10 protein-coding genes and 1 pseudogene are annotated in these 17,639 nt (G+C 57.1%); 2 read left to right on the forward strand and 9 right to left on the reverse strand.

From position 1 onward, the window contains the following. Positions 1–10: 10 nt before the first annotated feature. The 8 genes from BMH52_RS05180 to BMH52_RS05215 all read right to left on the reverse strand — a co-directional run bounded on the left by BMH52_RS05180 (position 11) and on the right by BMH52_RS05215 (position 14,091). Positions 11–1,021: an ABC transporter permease subunit gene (locus BMH52_RS05180; protein ID WP_003171721.1), complete on the reverse strand. Its 1,011-nt coding sequence runs from the start codon at positions 1,019–1,021 to the stop codon at positions 11–13. A gap of 76 nt (positions 1,022–1,097) precedes the next feature. Continuing rightward, positions 1,098–2,696: an ABC transporter substrate-binding protein gene (locus BMH52_RS05185; protein WP_060766594.1), complete on the reverse strand. Its 1,599-nt coding sequence runs from the start codon at positions 2,694–2,696 to the stop codon at positions 1,098–1,100. 80 nt (positions 2,697–2,776) lie between these two features. Further along, positions 2,777–4,171, reverse strand: a complete 1,395-nt coding sequence (locus BMH52_RS05190; protein ID WP_014716898.1) for an OprD family outer membrane porin — start codon at positions 4,169–4,171, stop codon at positions 2,777–2,779. Between the two features lie 171 nt (positions 4,172–4,342). Next, a complete protein-coding gene (locus BMH52_RS05195) occupies positions 4,343–5,947 on the reverse strand; it encodes an ABC transporter substrate-binding protein (protein ID WP_032904009.1) in 1,605 nt (534 codons plus the stop codon). A gap of 305 nt (positions 5,948–6,252) precedes the next feature. Further along, a complete protein-coding gene (locus BMH52_RS05200) occupies positions 6,253–7,881 on the reverse strand; it encodes an ABC transporter substrate-binding protein (RefSeq protein WP_014716900.1) in 1,629 nt (542 codons plus the stop codon). A gap of 258 nt (positions 7,882–8,139) precedes the next feature. Further along, positions 8,140–9,741 carry an ABC transporter substrate-binding protein gene (locus BMH52_RS05205; protein WP_072434174.1) on the reverse strand — a complete coding sequence of 534 codons (1,602 nt, stop codon included), beginning with the start codon at positions 9,739–9,741 and terminating at the stop codon, positions 8,140–8,142. A gap of 99 nt (positions 9,742–9,840) precedes the next feature. Then, positions 9,841–13,233 (reverse strand): dermonecrotic toxin domain-containing protein, encoded by a 3,393-nt coding sequence (locus BMH52_RS05210; RefSeq protein WP_256575724.1) that lies wholly within the window; start codon positions 13,231–13,233, stop codon positions 9,841–9,843. 144 nt (positions 13,234–13,377) lie between these two features. Beyond that, complete coding sequence (locus tag BMH52_RS05215) at positions 13,378–14,091, reverse strand: SIMPL domain-containing protein (RefSeq protein WP_014716903.1); 714 nt, start codon at positions 14,089–14,091, stop codon at positions 13,378–13,380. 205 nt (positions 14,092–14,296) lie between these two features. On the opposite strand from BMH52_RS05215, the gene BMH52_RS05220 reads away from it, so the two are divergent. Both BMH52_RS05220 and BMH52_RS05225 read left to right on the forward strand, forming a co-directional pair. Then, positions 14,297–15,559, forward strand: coding sequence for an ATP-binding protein (locus tag BMH52_RS05220; RefSeq protein ID WP_003188495.1), 1,263 nt, complete (start codon positions 14,297–14,299; stop codon positions 15,557–15,559). Continuing rightward, positions 15,552–16,112 (forward strand): response regulator transcription factor, encoded by a 561-nt coding sequence (locus BMH52_RS05225; RefSeq protein ID WP_003171731.1) that lies wholly within the window; start codon positions 15,552–15,554, stop codon positions 16,110–16,112. The genes BMH52_RS05220 and BMH52_RS05225 overlap by 8 nt, the downstream gene beginning before the upstream one ends. A 102-nt stretch (positions 16,113–16,214) precedes the next feature. On the opposite strand, the pseudogene BMH52_RS05230 reads toward BMH52_RS05225, so the two are convergent. After that, a pseudogene (locus BMH52_RS05230) lies at positions 16,215–17,639 on the reverse strand (hypothetical protein); the annotation flags it as partial.

A 17,639-nucleotide genomic window follows, 5' to 3' on the forward strand; every position in this document is an offset into this window, starting at 1 on the left:
GGTCATGATCTCAGCGCTGGTGACGGATGCGTGGGTTGGCGAAGCCGTAGAGGATATCCACCACGAAGTTCACCAGGATCACCAGGCAGGCGATCAGCAGAATGCCGTTTTGCACCACCGGGTAGTCCCGCGCGCCAATGGCTTCGATCAGCCATTTGCCGATGCCGGGCCACGAGAAGATGGTTTCGGTCAGTACCGCACCGGCCAGCAGCGTGCCGACTTGCAGGCCGACCACAGTGAGCACCGGGATCAGCGCGTTACGCAGGCCGTGCACGAACACCACGCGCGCCGGCGACAGGCCCTTGGCCTTGGCGGTACGGATGTAGTCCTCACGCAGCACTTCGAGCATCGACGAACGGGTCATGCGCGCGATCACCGCCAGCGGGATGGTGCCGAGCACGATGGCTGGCAGGATCAGGTGGTGCAACGCATCCCAGAACGCGTCCGGCTCGTCGGCCAGCAGGGTGTCGATCAGCATGAAGCCGGTGCGTGGCTCGATGTCGTAGAGCAGGTCGATACGCCCGGACACCGGGGTCCAGCCCAGGCTCACCGAGAAGAACATGATCAGGATCAGGCCCCACCAGAAGATCGGCATCGAATATCCCGCCAGGGAGATGCCCATCACCCCGTGGTCGAACAGGGATCCTCGTTTGAGTGCCGCGATCACCCCGGCCAACAGGCCCAGAATACCGGCGAACAACAGCGCGGCCATGGACAGTTCCAGGGTCGCGGGGAAGAGGGCGGTGAACTCGGTCCACACGCTGGTGCGAGTGCGCAACGATTCGCCAAGGTCGCCCTGCGCGAGCTTGCCGACGTAATCCAGGTATTGCGCATACAGCGGCTTGTTAAGGCCAAGGCGCTCCATTGCCTGGGCGTGCATTTCGGGGTCAACCCGTCGCTCGCCCATCATGACTTCTACGGGGTCGCCTGGAATCATGCGAATCAACGCAAAGGTCAGCAACGTGATGCCGAAGAACGTGGGGATCAATAACCCCAGTCGGCGGGCAATAAAACTAAACATCTTGGTGTGTACCTCAATCAGCCGGTTAGGCAGGTCCGGCACCGTCAGTGTCGACGGTGCCGAGCGTTTTTCTTATTTACTTCACCTGGGTGGTGGCGAAGTTATTCGTACCCAGAGGGCTTTGGATGAAGCCCTCTACGTTCTTGCGCATGGCGGTGAACAGTTTCGGATAAGCCATGGGAAGCCATGGTTGGTCTTTTTCGAAGACATCCTGTGCTTGTTCATAGAGCGCGGCCCGTTCGGCCGGTTCCGCGATTGCACGGGCTTTGTCGATCAAGTCCTGAAACTCTTTGTTACACCAGCGGGCGTAGTTTTCGCCGTTTTTGGCTGCATCGCAACTCAGGTTCGGGGTGAGGAAGTTATCCGGGTCGCCGTTATCACCGACCCAGCCTGCCGAAACCATGTCGTGCTCGCCGTTTTTAGCCCGCTTGAGCATTTCGCCCCATTCCATGACTTTGATATTGACCTTCAGGCCAACCTGCGCCAGATCCGCCTGCATACGCTGGGCGCCGAGCATCGGGTTGGGGTTGGTCGGGCCGCCACCGTTACGGGTGAACAGCGTGAACTCGGTACCTTCCGGCACGCCGGCTTCCTTGAGCAGGGCGCGCGCCTTATCCAGGTCGCGCGGTGGGTTTTTCAGCTTTTCACTGAAACCCAGCAAGGTCGGCGGATACGGGCCGGTGCCCACGACTGCATTGCCTTTGCCGAACAGCGCTTCGGTATAACCGGCCTTGTCGAACGCGATGTTGATCGCGTGACGTACCCGGGCATCGCTCATGTATTTGCGAGTGGTGTTCAATGCGGTGTAGCTGGTGGTCATCGCCGCCAGTTCATCGACCTTCAGGTTCGGGTCTTTCTTGATGCTTGGAATGTCATCCGGCTTGGGGAACAACGCGATCTGACATTCGTTGGCCTTGAGCTTCTGCAACCGCACGTTGTTATCGGTGGTGATCGCCAGAATCAGCGGGTCGACCGCCGGCTTGCCGCGGAAGTAGTCCGGGTTGGCCTTGAAGCGCGCCTGGGCATCTTTCTGATAGCGATTGAAGACGAATGGGCCAGTGCCGATAGGCTTGGCGTTGAGGTCTTCAGTTTTACCGGACTTGAGCAACTGGTCGGCGTATTCCTTCGAGTGGATTGAAGAGAATGCCATACCCAGGTCGGCCAGGAACGGAGCTTCCGGACGGGTCAAGGTAAAGACGACGGTGTGATCGTCGGTCTTCTCTACGCTCTTGAGCAGTTCCTTGAACCCCATGCTTTCGAAGTACGGGTAGCCCACGAGGGACTTTTTATGCCAAGGGTGATTCGGGTCCAGCTGGCGCTGGAAGCTCCAAAGCACATCATCGGCATTCAGGTTGCGCGTGGGTTTGAAATAGTCGGTGGTGTGGAACTTGATGTCGTCACGCAGGTGGAAGGTGTAGGTCAGGCCATCGGCGCTGATTTCCGGCAGGTCTTTGGCCAGGGCAGGCACCACTTCTGTGGTGCCGGGCTTGAAGTCCACCAGGCGGTTGAACATGGTTTCAGCGGCGGCGTCAGCGGTCACGGCAGTGGTGTACAGGACCGGGTCGAAACCTTCCGGGCTGGCTTCGGTGCAGACCACCAGCGGTTTGGCCGAAACGCCGATCGCCACGCTCAACAGCGCAGCGGCCATGGCGGCTTGTAGTGGGAGCATTTTCATTCAGAGCCCTCTGCAATCGATGGAACCAGAAAAGCGTAGGCGGCAAGCTCGTCCTGAGCTCGCCGCCTGCCTGGCACTAATTAAAGGATGTTGAACGGGATGGTGGTAACCAGACGGAACTCTTTGATGCTGCCGTCGGACTGGAACTCGCTGCCACGGTGCTCAACATAGGTTGCGCGCACGGTGGTGGCTTTGAGCGGGCCGCTCTGCAGCGCGTAAGAGGCGCCTACACCGTATTCCTGGTGCTTCTCGCCGTCCTGGGACTGGATGCCGTCATAGGCAAACTTGGCCCGGCCATTGTTGCCGGTGTAGTGGGTGCCGTCGATGCCCCAGCCGCGTGCCGAGTAGGCGTTGAACTTAAGGCCAGGTACGCCGTATTCAGCCATGTTGATGGCATAGGCGATCTGGAAGGATTTCTCGTTCGGGCCGTTGAAGTCAGACGTCAGGGAGTTGGCCAGGTAGATACCGTTGGTTTCGTGCAGGTAGTCGAAGTACTCGTTACCGTTCACTTGCTGGTAGCCAAAGGTCAGGCTGTGTGCCTGGTGAGTCAGGCCCAGGGAGAGGGAGAAGGTATCGTTGTCGATTTCCCCCATCTCTTTTTTGCCTTCATCGACAGTCTTGTAGTAGTTGAAGCCGGTGGTCAGGCCCAACTGCTGCGCGTCGCCCAGCTCGTGGGTGGCGCCGAAGTAGTACTGGTTCCAGAAGTCCTTCACGTTAGCGGCGAAGAAGCTGGTCTTCAGGCTTTTCAGCGGCTGGTAGTTCACACCCAGGGTCGACACTTTGTCGGTTTCTGCGCCATTGCCGTATTCGGTACGGAATTTCGACAGGCTCTGCTCGCTACGTGGGGAAACGCGGTCGAACACGCCGCCCTGGAACGACAGGTTGCTGAACTCTTCGCTGTTGAAGCTCACGCCCTGGAAGCTCGAAGGCAGAGCACGGTTGCCGATGGTGTCGACGATGCCGCTGCTGAAGTTCTGGCGACCGGCGGTCAGTGTGGTGTTGGACACACGGAATTGCACGTTGGCCAGGCCCAGTTTGCTCCACTGGTCTACGGCGTCACCGTTGGAGTCGGCCAGGGTACGGTTGGAGCCGCCTTTGATATCACGCTTGCTGCGGTCCAGTACCAGGGCGTTGTACACCGCCACTTCAGTCTTGACCCCAACGGTGCCCTGGGTGAAACCCGAGCTGGCGTTGAGGATGGTGCCTTGCACCCAGTTGGTACGGTTGCGATCGGTCAGGGTCTGGCCGTGTTTCTGGTACGAGAAGGTGCCCCCGCGGTATTTGCTTTCATGGGAGTACCAGTTACGCGTGGTGCCGCCCAGGCTGAAATCTTCGATAAAGCCTTTGGCCTCGCTTTGGGCGCTGGTGCCGGCCAGGGTGGTAGGAACGAAGTCCTGGCTTTGCGTTTCAGCGTAGGCGGTGGCCGTGATGCTGCTGATGGCCAAGGCCAGAAGCGCTTTGCTGCTCAGTTTCATGGGTGAAGCTCCTTTGGTTCTCTTTTTTAATGCCGGTCTTTTTGGGTGATCCGGCTATTGGGTGTGGAACTTGTTCAAGCTATTGCAAACGTTTGGCGTAGGAAAATTCCCAACAAAAGCCTGCACGTTTGCCGGGGAGCTGATTTCGCTCCCCGCCATCCGGTTATTTTCTTATGGGTTGATGCTGACGCCCGAGAACACGTTGCGGCCGAAGGGGCTTACCTTGAAGCCTTCGACTTTGGCGCTTAACGGCTGGTTGACCGTCGAGTGGGCAATGGGCGTGATCGGCACCTGCTGCTTGAGCAGTTGCTGCGCCTGTTTGTACAGAACAGTCCTTTGTTCACGGTCGGTCACGACCTTGGCTTGCTTGATCAGCTTGTCGTACGCCGGGTCGCACCACATGGAGTAGTTGTTCCCGCCGATGGCGTCGCAGCTGTAGAGGGTGCCGAGCCAGTTGTCCGGGTCACCGTTGTCGCCGGTCCAGCCGATCAGGCTGACATCGTGCTCACCGTTCTTGGTGCGTTTGATGTACTCGCCCCATTCATAGCTGACGATCTTGACCTTGAGACCGATCTTGGCCCAGTCGTTCTGCAGCATTTCCGCCATCAGCTTGGCGTTGGGGTTGTACGGGCGTTGCACCGGCATGGCCCACAGGGTGATCTCGGTGCCTTCCTTGACGCCAGCGGCCTTGAGCAACTGCTTGGCTTTTTCCGGGTCGTAGGCGGCGTCCTTGATGCTGTCGTCGTAGGACCACTGCGTGGGTGGCATGGCGTTGACCGCCAGTTGCCCGGCGCCCTGGTACACAGCATTGAGGATGCTCTGCTTGTTCACCGCCATGTCCAGCGCCTGGCGTACTTCCAACTGATCGAACGGCTTGTGGCGCACGTTGTAGGAGATATAGCCCAGGTTGAAGCCCGGTTTGGTCAGCAGTTGCAGGTTCGGGTCGGTCTTGAGGGCTTCGACGTCGGCGGGGCGTGGATGCAGGGTCACCTGGCATTCGCCGGCCTTGAGCTTCTGCACGCGCACCGAGGCGTCGGTGTTGATGGCGAAGATCAGTTGGTCCAGCTTGACGCGGCTCGGGTCCCAGTACTGTTTGTTGCCCACGTAGCGGATCTGCGAGTCTTTCTGGTAACGCTGGAACACGAAGGGGCCAGTGCCGATCGGCTTCTGGTTGATGTCGCTGGGCCGGCCTTGCGTGAGCAACTGCTCGGCGTATTCCGCCGAAAGGATCGCGGCAAAGCTCATGGCGATGTTCTGCACGAAGGCTGCGTCGACCGTGTTCAGCGTCATCACTACGGTGTAGGGGCCGGTTTTCTCGACCTTGGCGATGTTCTTGTTCAGGCTCATCCCGTTGAAGTACGGAAACTCGGTGGGGTAGGCCTTACGGAACGGGTGCTCGGGGTCAAGCATGCGGTTGAAGGTGAACAGCACGTCGTCGGCGTTGAAGTCTCGCGTCGGCTTGAATTCCTTGTTGCTGTGGAACTTCACCCCTTCACGCAGGTGGAAGGTGTAGGTCAGGCCATCAGGGGAAATATCCCACTTGGTTGCCAGCCCAGGGACGACGTCGGTCGCGCCTTTTTCGAACTCCACCAAACGGTTATACAAAGGCTCCGCCGCATCGTTGTCGGTAGCGGTGGTGTATTGCGCAGTGTCAAACCCTGCCGGGCTGCCTTCGGAGCAGAACACCAGGCTCTTTTTCTCGGCGGCTTGGCCCATGGTGGCCATGGCCAGCAGGCTGGTGGCAAACAGAGCGGATACAACGGTGGTATGGCGCATGACGATCCCGGTCCTTGTTTGTAGTTATCAACAGCGAGCCTACCTGCTGGCGTGCAGCCAGGCAGACCTCACTGATCCCACACACAGCAAGTGCCCTTCCCAGAGTGATGCCTCTGCTGTCCTACGACCTTATGGGGCGTTGACCTTGCAGTAAATGCGTCAATTCTGACTGACCTTGTAGGCAACGGAGGCACGGGTCGCAGTTCATTGCTGTAAGACGGCAACGCTTGCAAACGTAGTCTGTTTCCTAAGGTCCAGGCGGATGGAATAACGGCGACGTTATGAAACGTCGCCGTTATTGGTCCTTACTTGCCGCTGACGCTAACGCCGTAGAAGGAATTCAAGCCAAACGGGCTGATCTTGAAGTCCTGCACGGTATTACGCATGGGTTGATACACCGTCGAGTGCGCGATAGGTGTGTAAGGCAATTCGCGTTTAAGCAGCTGTTGCGCCTGTTTGTACAGTTCGGTGCGCTTGGCGACATCCGTGGTCGATTTGGCCTGGCTGATCAGGTCGTCATACTGTTTATTAACGAACTTGGAGAAGTTGTTACCGTTCAACGCCGGGGACGAAAACAGGGTGCCCAGCCAGTTGTCAGGGTCACCATTGTCACCGCTCCAGCCGATGATCATCGCCTGGTTCTCGCCACCTTTGGAACGCTTGATGTACTCGCCCCACTCGTAGCTGACGATGTTGACCTTCAGGCCGATCTGTTTCCAGTCGCTCTGCAGCATCTCGGCCATCAGCTTGGCGTTCGGGTTGTACGGACGCTGAACCGGCATGGCCCAAAGAGTGATCTCGGTGCCTTCCTTGATGCCAGCCTCCTTGAGCAGTTCCTTGGCTTTGGCAGGGTCGTACTTGGCGTCCTTGATCGTAGTGTCGTACGACCATTGGGTGGGTGGCATGGCATTGACGGCCAATTGCCCAGCGCCCTGGTACACGGAGTCGATGATCTGCTGCTTGTTCACCGACATGTCCAAAGCCTGGCGAACCCGCAGGTCAGCCAGCGGGTTTGGCGTCGTCTGGCCCTTGAGCACAGGCATCACGTTGTAGGCGATGTAGCCCAGGTTGAAGCCGGCCTGGTGCGGCATCTTCATGTCCTTGTCCGCTTCCAGCGGCTTGATATCGGCCGGGCGAGGATAGGCTGTGATCTGGCACTCGTTCTTTTTCAGTTTCTGGATGCGTACTGAAGGGTCCGTGGAGATTGCGAAGATCAGGTTATCGATCTTGACGTCTTCAGGCTTCCAGTATTCCTTGTTGCCGGTGAAGCGAATGTTGGAGTCTTTCTGGTAGCTCTTGAACACGAACGGGCCAGTGCCGATCGGCTTCTGGTTGATGTCGGCGGCCTTGCCTTCCTTCAACAGTTGGGCGGCATATTCGGCCGACTGGATCGATGCAAAGCTCATCGCGAGGTTCTGGATAAACGCCGCGTCCACGGTGCCAAGGGTGAACTTGACGGTGTGGTCATCGACTTTCTCGATGTTCTTGATGTTCTTGTCCATCTCCATGTCCGAGAAGTACGGGAACTCGGTAGGGTAGGCCTTACGGAACGGATCGTCTTTATTGATCATTCGGTTGAAGGTGAACAGTACGTCGTCAGCCGAAAATTCACGAGTAGGCTTGAAGTACGGGGTGGTATGGAACTTGACGCCTTCGCGAAGGTGGAAGGTGTACGTCAGGCCATCCGGGGAAACGTCCCAGCTGGTGGCCAGGCCAGGAACGACGGCGGTGCCGCCACGTTCGAACTGGCTCAGGCGGTTGAACATGGTTTCGGCCGAGGCATCGAAGTCTGTTCCGGTGGTGTACTGGCCTGGGTCGAAACCGGCCGGGCTCCCTTCGGAGCAGAACACCAGGTTAGTTGCCGCAAGGGCTACGGGGGCTGCGGCCATAAGGCCAGCGCTCACTAATAACGGAAGGACTGCGTGTTTAAGCATGTTGGCCTCATGATTTGTTGTCATTTTTGGTGGTGAGGGCGACCTCGTGAGTCGGCCTGCGGATACTTATGCAGGCGCCATACCCAATGCAAGATGCAGAGCGGTTGCAAAGGGAAAACTGTGGTACGAACGTACAGGAATGTCGCAATTATGAAAGTTTCGACACAAAAGTGCTTATTTGGAGGGTTTTTTCGGTGCAAATGGCGCACCAAAAATGCCCATCCGAGGCGTCTAGCGCACTCGGTTGGGGCATTGATGTTACTTATCTAGACCCACGCCGTAGAAGGGCGTCAGTCCAAACGGACTGATCTTGAAATCCTGCACTTGCTTGCGCATAGGCTGGAAAACCGTCGAGTTTGCAATGGGCGTTATAGGTACTTGTTCCTTAAGGATTTTCTGGGCCTGTTGATACCACTTGATGCGCTGCTCGCGGTCGCTGCTGACCTTGGCTTGTTGCACCAACTTGTCGTAGGCCGGGTTACACCATTTGGCATAGTTGCTGCCCTTGACCGCGGCACAACTGTAGAGCACGCCTAGCCAGTTATCGGGGTCGCCGTTGTCGCCGGTCCAGCCATAAATCATTGCATCGTGCTCGCCGTTTTTGGCGCGCTTGATGTACTCGCCCCACTCATAGCTAACGATGTTGGCCTTGATACCGACCTTGGCCCAATCCTGTTGAATCATCTGCGCGGACATCCGTGCATTAGGATTCGAGGCGCGTTGTACGGTCATCGCCCACAGGTTAATGGTGGTACCTGGTGCAACCCCTGCTTCTTTTAGTAGCAACCGGGCCTTGGTCGGGTCGTAGGGCGCATCGTGTATCGTGGGGTCATAAGACCACTGCGCGGGAGGCAGTGCGTTCTGCGCCAATTGTCCGGCGCCCTGGTAAACGGCCTTGATGATGGCGGGCTTGTCGATGGCCATGTCCAGGGCCTGACGAACCTTGAGTTGATCCAGCGGCGGGTGAGTCACGTTATAGGCCAGGAAGCCCAGGTTGAAGCCTGCTTGTTGCAATACGCGCAGGTTGGGGTCTTGCTTCATCATTTCGATATCGGCAGGGCGCGGGTAACCGCTGACCTGGCATTCGCCTGCCTTGAGTTTCTGCAGGCGCGCGGCGGCGTCCGGGGTGATGGCGAATATCAGGTTGTCGAGCTTCACATCCTCGGGTTTCCAATACTGTTTATTGGCCACATAACGGATCTGCGAGTCCTTCTGATAACGCTTGAACACAAACGGCCCGGTACCGACCGGTTGCTGGTTGATCTGCTCGGCCTTGCCTTGTTTCAACAACTGGGCGGCGTATTCGGCCGATTGAACAGAGGCAAAGCTCATGGCCAGGTTTTGCACGAACGAAGCATCGACAGTGTTCAAGTTGAACCGCACAGTGTGCTCGTCGAGATTTTCGACGCTTTTGATCGTGGTGTTCAAACCCATGTCGGTGAAGTAGGGCGATTCGGACGGGTAGGCCTTGCGAAACGGGCTGTCGGCATCGAGCAAGCGATTGAAGGTGAACAGCACGTCATCGGCGTTGAAATTGCGGGTCGGGGTGAAGACGTCGGTGGTATGGAACTTGACGCCTTCACGCAGGTGAAAGGTGTAGGTCAGGCCATCCTTGGAAACATCCCAACTGGTGGCCAGGCCAGGTTCGACTTCGGTACCGCCGCGCTTGAACTGGGTCAGGCGGTTGAACACGGTTTCGGCGGACGCATCGAAATCGGTGCCGCTGGTGTACTGGCTGGGGTCGAAGCCGGCGGGGCTGGCTTCGGAGCAGTAGACCAGGGTGGTGGCGGCTTGGGTCATTGGCATCAAAGCCAAGAGGCCGGTGGCGAGAAGGAGCTGTTTGAAGACGATTCTGTCCATGGTGTCCCTTGAAGTTGCGGGCAAAAAACTGTCTGTACGAAAACGGAGGTAACTGAGGTTACCTCCGTTGAGGTTTGCCAGATAGCCGTTGATGCTCGCTTAAGCGCGAAGCTCATTTTCTTCAGGGAGTGGCATAACCATAAGGCTTGCTCGGGCAGGAGCCGATTGGTCGATCTTGAATGGCTCACTTACATCGTTGGTAGCGAGTATTTTGAAGCGTTTGGTCAGTGTCACCTCGATACCGGGGACCGGGTCGATACCCCGTTCTGTATCCTGTATATGACCAATGCCGATTGCGTTGACTTCAGTCACCTCGCTCGTCGGGTCGTAGACGATGGTATAAGAGGTATTGTCTACTTTTAGTCTGAAACCTTCTTTGAGCTCCGTGTCCTCGAGTGACATAAATCCCGCCGAAACGTCGGCCATCGCCCCCTGGTGAGCGACCTCGGAAATGCGCGCCCTGAGATCTGGGTCGGGGATCAGCGTTTCGAACTGAGTGATTCTTGCCCTGCGTATATCCTCAGTAGTGGCCCCGCCTTGATTCAACTCCGCCGTTTGCGGTGCACCGCCTGTTTTTACTTCCACACGGTATGTACTGCGATTGGTGTCTTTGACGAACTGGTCTGAGTATTCACTTGTGCCGTAATCTGCCGGGCCTGCTCTTTCTGTTTCGCTAACAGCGAAGTTATTGTCGGGAACTTCCCAGGAAACCTCCAACTTTGTCTTGTCGATACCTTTGCTATTAACGTTTCGAATGGAAAAGTCGAAGTTCTGGCGTCCACTATTTTTTAACAGCTCATCGAATCGCTCTGCCCCGGGTAATTTCTCGCCTTCGAGACCAACGAAGTTGTCCGAAATCTTAGGCGAGATTTTCATCTCTGTACTGGGGGGAGGGGGGGAAACTGCGAGGTTCCACGGCCATTTTATCCCGCCATCACCCGGTGCTCGGGCCCACTCTCCATTACGCCCGGGTGTGATGACCATCAGCCCCGCGCCGTTATCGGGGTTGATGACTTTGGCAAATGCATCGCCGGTCCGGTAACGCCCCGATATCTCAAATACCTTGCTCGTCCCTGTTTCATCGGTAAGGCGTACGAATTGGCGGAACGCCCCGGTGTCGTCAGTCATTCGATAAACCCCCAGTGCATCTCGGGTGGCATTTTTTATCAATGCCTCACCCTCAGGGACCGCATATTTGGCCAGCGGGATGAGTGACCGGGAGTCAGGCAGGGGCTGTGGAGCAGGTTTGACAGCGCTCGTTCCCCTGGACGGTCCCGGTTGTGGTTCCGCGACTTCATTGGCGGGGGTTGGGGTAATCGGTTCACCCAGTGGTAATTCTTTTTCGGGAGGCAATGCAAAAGGGTCTTCGGGGACTGAGCTGGCTCCGACCGAGAAGAGTGTGTTCAGTAAGCCATCGAACGCCTTGGAGGCACCCTCGTCACGCTCTTGCACTGTGTCGCCAGACGAGGTTTTTTCTGCGCCCAGCGCCAATTCGGTCAATCCTGTCACGACGGCTACCGCGGCCACGGGTGCGGCAATCGGCGCAAGTTTGGCCAATAAGCCAGCCGCCACGGTAATGTCGTTGAGCCAGGTGTCTCGAGTCTCTTCGCTGTTTGACTTGATGACCACGTCAGCATCGCTTTTCATGCGCTCCTGGGTGGTGGTCGCCAGGGTAGTAAATAAGTCGCCGGTAATTTTCGAGTGGCTTGCATCGATTGCCGGTCCCTTCAGTTCGCCGCTGGCCATTTTCTTCAGGTGTGTATCCAAGCCATCTTTCGTTTCGCCTACGTGGGTGAACCACAGGAGGGGCATAAGTACTTTCGCCGCTCTGGCGGCAAAACCGGCGGTTTGGTCCTGGCGATAAATCATCGGGAAGTGACTCGCCAAGGCCTCACTTTTTTTCGGATCTTTTGCCTGATCAATCAGCCATTGTTCCAGCTTTTGCGCAGAGTCGAACCTGAGAAACGCCGGCTCGGCGCCTGGGATGTAAAGCACTTGCCGGCCACCGTCGCCCGCGCTGAATCGCACAATGTCGCTGGAGGTAAAACCGTGGATGCTCAAGGCATTCGCCTGTACAGGGGCTTTTATCGGTGTTTTGGCTTTGAGTTGGTCGACGCTGATCGGTGCATTTTCATCCAGGGGCAGGTCGGGTACTGCTGCCATCACCATCTTGTAGTCGTCACGAGTGAATTGGTGTTCGGGTGCTTGCAGCGCACGTTCAACTGCAGGCCATGCTTGAGCTGTCTTGAATTGTTTGCGGGCCTGGAAGGTGAACTCGCCTTTGATCGCCGTCTGGTAGCTATCGGAATGAGAGTTCCAGAAGTTGTCGATCTTCTGGGTCATTTGGCTCTGGAAGTCAGTCTTCCAGCTTTCATGCATCACTTGCGACGGTTTGAGGTCGATCTGGTTGTGCTTGCCGTAGCCGCCTTTTTCGCTTTGCCCAGCAGGTTGGGTATACAGCCCCGCTTCCAGGTCCAGGTTGCCGGGCACCCAATCGTGCTCGGAGAAGTTTTTCAGCAGGGCGTCGGGCAGGCGCAGCGAAGACCAGGGCTCTTGGAATGTGTGTTCCCAGCCGGTCGCCGTGTCTGCACTTTCGCCACCTTTGAAACGGTTCAGGTACACGGTGTCGGAGTCGATAGGTTTGCCCGTGAGTTTGAGCAGCAGGTCATCCGCCCACTTTTTGGCCTCTGCCCGCGTATTGGGCAGGTTGTTGGCGACGTCAACCGCCAAACGCTTGTAAGCCAACGCCTGTGGTGCGGTGCTGTAGTAATTGGCGGCATTGTGTGTTTGCACTTGCAGCGCTTGTGAAGAGCGGCTGCTGGCAGGGCGCAGGCGGTCATTGGCGGGGATAGGGTCGAAGCTGTCTTTATGTTCCAGATACCTTATTTGTGTTCGAGCCTGGGACAGCGTTTGGGGAAGGGACACGCCTTCAAAGTTGGCCACCACTTTTGCACTGACCTGTATGGAGTCCTTACCCAGCCTCACACGCAAATCACCGTTATTGCCAGGGGCGATAACTTTTGCGGTCTCCAGCAAGGGGCCTGAAATTTGTCCCCAGCCTGATGTATCCGAGAGATGGAAGGTTTTCGTTTTGCCCTCGATCTCGGCGGACAAGGTACCTGTAGACGGGTTGATTGAAAGCAAGGTGTCCGGGGCGAAGTGTTGTTCGCGCAGCCAGCCCTGTACCACGGCGTTTTCCACATGCATGCGATACAGCCCGAGCCATTGGCCCAGAGTGCTTTGGGGCGGCACGGTTATCAGCCCGGCATTGCCGTGCAACACCTTGCGTTGTACGGCCTCGAGGTAGGCCTTGAGCAGTGCTGTTTCATCGGGTTGGACAGCCTTTGGCGTGGGCGGTGACGATGCCGGTGTCGCCTGAGCTTGAGTGTTGGATGTCGCAGTAGCGACGGCGAGGGGCAGCGATAACGAGGGTGTTGGATCGAGTGATAGGGACATGAATTCGGCTCTCATTGTATGAATAAATGCCAGCACAGCCCTCCCTGGTAGCTATGGCAGTAATGAGTCGTGAAAACCGGACACTTGATTCCTACGAGATGTGCTGCCGTATATGACGGCGCGCGTGCGCGCAAAAAAAGCGCAATCCCGTGGGGCTGCGCCTTTGTTCTGTCTAAAAAGTTACTGTAAAACTTCGATCACACCATCGGCACTCATGCTGACCTGGCTGGTACCTGCTTCCACTTCCGGCGTCGGTGCTGAATCGGCCATCGCGGCTTTCATCATCATGCCGCCATTGCGGGCGTAGGGCATCGGGTAGCCATTGGTGTTGAAGTTCAGGTTGACGATCTTGTAGCCCTTGCCACCGAGTGCATCGGTCGCCAATTGTGCGCGCGCCTTGAATGCAGCCACGGCGTCTTTGAGCAGCGCATCTTCGCTGGCCTTGCGCGTGGCATCGGCGATGGCGAAGTCCATGCTGTCCATTTTCAACGTGTTCAACAGCTCGCCGGTGAGCTTGGACAGCGCCGGGAAGTCCGCGCTTTCCAGGCGCAGCTCGGCGCGTTCACGCCAGCCGGTGATCTTCTGGTTCTTGCTGTCGTAGATCGGGTAGCTGTTGCGGCTGCCCTGGCGCAAGGTCACGCCTTTGACTTCGCGCGCCTGGCCCAGGGCCTGGTTCAGGGTGGTGGTGATTTCGGCCGCGAGCTTGGCCGGGTCGGCGTTTTGCGATTCGGTGTAAAGGGTGACGATCATCTTGTCGCGGGCCACTTCCTGGCTGGCTTCGGCGCGCAGGGAGATCTGGTTGTAATGCAATGCATCGGCGGCCATGGCCGGCAGGCTGGCCAGGGCGCTGGCGCTGAGGGTAATGATGGCTGCACTGCGAATGAAACGAGACATGGAAGCTCCTTGAGATAGTCGTGCTCGGTATGACTGTAGACGTTGGCACTGGGTTCTTCGGGTTTACACATTACCTACAAGTTATGCCGGCGCCGACGAACGGTCATTTACCCGGCCTGCGTCAAAGAGCCACACACGCCGTGCCAGCAGGTCTGCTTCGTTTATACTCGTGCCGATCCGCCTGCAGCGCTCAACGGGAGAGCTCATGCTCGCCGCCGTAAAACTGACTTCCGCCACTCGCCAGAACCTTTGGCGCCTGACGTTCATTCGCACCCTGGTATTGGCCGCACAGGCTGGTTCCGTCGGGCTTGCCTATTGGTTCGACCTGCTGCCGCTGCCCTGGCTGCAACTGGCCGTGACCCTGGGTTTTTCCACCGTATTGTGTGTGTTCACCGCCATTCGATTGCGTACCACTTGGCCGGTGACCGAGTTGGAATATGCTCTGCAACTGGCCTGTGACCTGTTTATCCACAGCGTGTTGCTGTACTTCTCCGGTGGGTCCACCAACCCCTTCGTCTCCTACTACCTGGTGCCTTTGACCATCGCTGCCGTCACCCTGCCGTGGCGCTATTCGGTGGTGCTGTCGGGGATTGCGCTGACGCTGTACACCCTGCTGTTGGCGCAGTTCTACCCCTTGCAGACGTTCCCCATCGCCCGGGAAAACCTGCAGATCTACGGAATGTGGTTGAGCTTCGCCCTGTCTGCGGCAGTCATCACCTTCTTTGCCGCGCGCATGGCCGAAGAACTGCGCCGCCAGGAAGAACTGCGCGCCATTCGCCGTGAAGAAGGCCTGCGTGACCAGCAGTTGCTGGCTGTCGCCACCCAGGCCGCAGGCGCTGCCCATGAGTTGGGCACGCCGCTGGCGACCATGAGCGTGCTGCTCAAGGAAATGACCCAGGACCATCACGACCCGGCCCTGCAGGACGATTTGAGCGTGCTGCAGGAACAGGTCAAGCAGTGCAAGCTGACGTTGCAGCAACTGGTGCGCGCCGCTGAAGCCAATCGCCGTCTGGCGGTCGAAATGCAGGACGTCACCCAGTGGCTCGATGAGGCGCTCAACCGCTGGCACCTGATGCGTCCCGAAGCCAGTTACCGTTTCAACCTGCTGGGCCAAGGCAGCGTGCCGCGCATGGCGCCACCGCCGGACCTGACCCAGGCGCTGCTCAACTTGCTGAACAATGCAGCCGACGCTTGCCCTGAAGGCCTCGGCGTGCAGTTGGACTGGGACGCGGAAAACGTCACCATCAGCATTCGTGACCACGGCGCGGGCGTGCCGTTGGCCATTGCCGAGCAGATCGGCAAACCCTTCTTTACCACCAAGGGCAAAGGCTTCGGCCTGGGCCTGTTTTTGAGCAAGGCCAGCGTGACCCGCGCGGGCGGCTCAGTGAAGCTCTATAGTCATGAGGAAGGTGGCACGCTCACCGAGCTGCGCCTGCCCCGTGTCGCACGAGGAGATATCGATGAGTGACGAGATCCAAGTCGAAGGCGAAGAACTGCCGCACCTGTTGCTGGTAGATGACGACGCGACCTTTACCCGCGTGATGGCGCGCGCCATGAGCCGGCGCGGTTTTCGCGTCAGCACTGCAGGCTCTGCCGAAGAGGGCCTGACCATCGCCCAGGCCGACCTGCCGGACTACGCCGCCCTCGACCTGAAAATGGACGGCGACTCGGGCCTGGTACTGCTGCCCAAGCTGCTGGAACTCGACCCGGAAATGCGCGTGGTGATCCTCACCGGTTACTCCAGCATCGCCACCGCCGTCGAGGCGATCAAGCGCGGCGCTTGCAATTACCTGTGCAAACCCGCGGATGCCGACGACGTGCTGGCCGCCTTGCTGTCCGAGCATGCCGACCTCGACACCCTGGTGCCGGAAAACCCGATGTCGGTGGACCGCCTGCAGTGGGAACACATCCAGCGCGTGCTGACCGAACACGAAGGCAACATCTCCGCCACCGCCCGCGCTTTGGGCATGCATCGGCGTACCTTGCAGCGCAAGTTGCAGAAGCGCCCGGTACGGCGCTGAACACCGCGGAACCCACCGAGCGGGTGTGACCTGCGCATAGCGAGGGCTTTAGAGGCTGGCCGCATCTGCGTTTCCCAAGCGGGGCGGCCAGCTATGGGGGCGTCACAGGGGGGCGTTAAAAAACTCGTGGGGGTTAGCGCCCGGGGCTACTTGCCTGAAATCTGTCTCGCGGAACTCACTTATCATATATTCGGGAGTGCCGGGGTCGTTACCATATGGGTTGCGGGAGCTTGCAGTGTGTCCGCTCTTCAGTAGGCTGTCCAAGCCCTTCTCCATGGCTTCGCTCGTAGGAAATTTCGCCATTCCGTAATTAGGATCATAAAAAAAGAAGGATTTTTTACCATTTTTTATAATGACGCCTGTAATAAAGGCGTGTTTGTTATCGGTGATGCGTAATATCTTGGTGGTCGTTGCGCTGTTCAATTCAGACATTATATTAGTATGAGGAACCGGGTTGACTACCTGTTGGCCATGGAAGACGTATGAGTTCTTAAGATTCTCCTGAAGGGTGTTCATGTTTTTTCTGAATTTTATGATGGTGGGATTTTTAGAGGAAACAGTCGCTTTGAACAAGTTTTCGATAAAAACATCCTCTTTGTTATTTTGAATGGCCAGGGCCATGACGGTAGATAATGCAGCACACTCGCCTTTATTCAAAATGGTACTCTCGTGTAAGTAAAGGTTCTGTGGTATTCCAACTGCCGACCCGCCGGCGGCCTCAACGTCGCCTTTGAAAACTAGAAAATCTTTAAGACCAACCGTCACCTCTCGCTTCTTAAGCACTGCCACCAAGGTGCCTATTTCTTCTGATGTACGTTCAGGCTGCATGATCAATGCCTGAATTTGGTCATATGCCAAGCTTTTTTTGTAGCCTTTGATTTTTGTCGGGTCTCCGCTGGCCAGACCTTTTTCGTAGGCTTCACGAAGAGGTCTTGTGTTTGTCGCGTTTTTAATTATTTTTGCAAATTCAGACTGGTTGATAATTTCCCTGAAATCGCCATTTTTAAATTTGTGCAGTCGCGGCGCATTCTTAGAAATACTCTCTCCAGGCTTAACCAGTTCAATGTCACCCTCGTTGGTTATACGCGCCTTGTATAGTACGTTGCCATTGCTTCCATCACCTTTGATAGGGATATAGTATTCACCTTTGATTTTGTAAGCTCCCCAGGCGTTAGGTTGGAACCCTCCCGACGTTTTGTATTTGCTTGCGAAAGGCTTGAACTTCGCTTGAATACTTTCCGAGCTGAACAGGCTGCTCAATTGGCTATTGATTTCTGTTTCAACCGGGGCATTCCCTGTTACCGGCGGTGTCGGTTCCTCTGTGGGTGGCCTAGGGCTTTCGCCTGGCTTGAACCCGCCGCTCCCCGGCAGTTTTGCTAGGACATGAGGCAGCGCCACAGTTGCCGCGTTGAACAAACCGAATATGATTCGTTGGTTGCCAGTCGGTTTGCCATGTATTTTGTCATCGATACCAATACCCGTATTGGTGGCTCCGCTGGCCAGATAAAACGCATCCAATGCCAGTCC

The organism is Pseudomonas sp. BTN1 (genome assembly GCF_001907715.1).
In the GTDB taxonomy this organism is placed as follows: domain Bacteria; phylum Pseudomonadota; class Gammaproteobacteria; order Pseudomonadales; family Pseudomonadaceae; genus Aquipseudomonas; species Aquipseudomonas paracarnis.

Bases quoted from the DNA above. Each gene is read 5' to 3' on its own strand.
- BMH52_RS05180 (WP_003171721.1), bottom strand. From the start codon at position 1,021: ATGTTTAGTTTTATTGCCCGCCGACTGGGGTTATTGATCCCCACGTTC.
- BMH52_RS05185 (WP_060766594.1), bottom strand. From the start codon at position 2,696: ATGAAAATGCTCCCACTACAAGCCGCCATGGCCGCTGCGCTGTTGAGC.
- BMH52_RS05190 (WP_014716898.1), bottom strand. From the start codon at position 4,171: ATGAAACTGAGCAGCAAAGCGCTTCTGGCCTTGGCCATCAGCAGCATC.
- BMH52_RS05195 (WP_032904009.1), bottom strand. From the start codon at position 5,947: ATGCGCCATACCACCGTTGTATCCGCTCTGTTTGCCACCAGCCTGCTG.
- BMH52_RS05200 (WP_014716900.1), bottom strand. From the start codon at position 7,881: ATGCTTAAACACGCAGTCCTTCCGTTATTAGTGAGCGCTGGCCTTATG.
- BMH52_RS05205 (WP_072434174.1), bottom strand. From the start codon at position 9,741: ATGGACAGAATCGTCTTCAAACAGCTCCTTCTCGCCACCGGCCTCTTG.
- BMH52_RS05215 (WP_014716903.1), bottom strand. From the start codon at position 14,091: ATGTCTCGTTTCATTCGCAGTGCAGCCATCATTACCCTCAGCGCCAGC.
- BMH52_RS05220 (WP_003188495.1), top strand. From the start codon at position 14,297: ATGCTCGCCGCCGTAAAACTGACTTCCGCCACTCGCCAGAACCTTTGG.
- BMH52_RS05225 (WP_003171731.1), top strand. From the start codon at position 15,552: ATGAGTGACGAGATCCAAGTCGAAGGCGAAGAACTGCCGCACCTGTTG.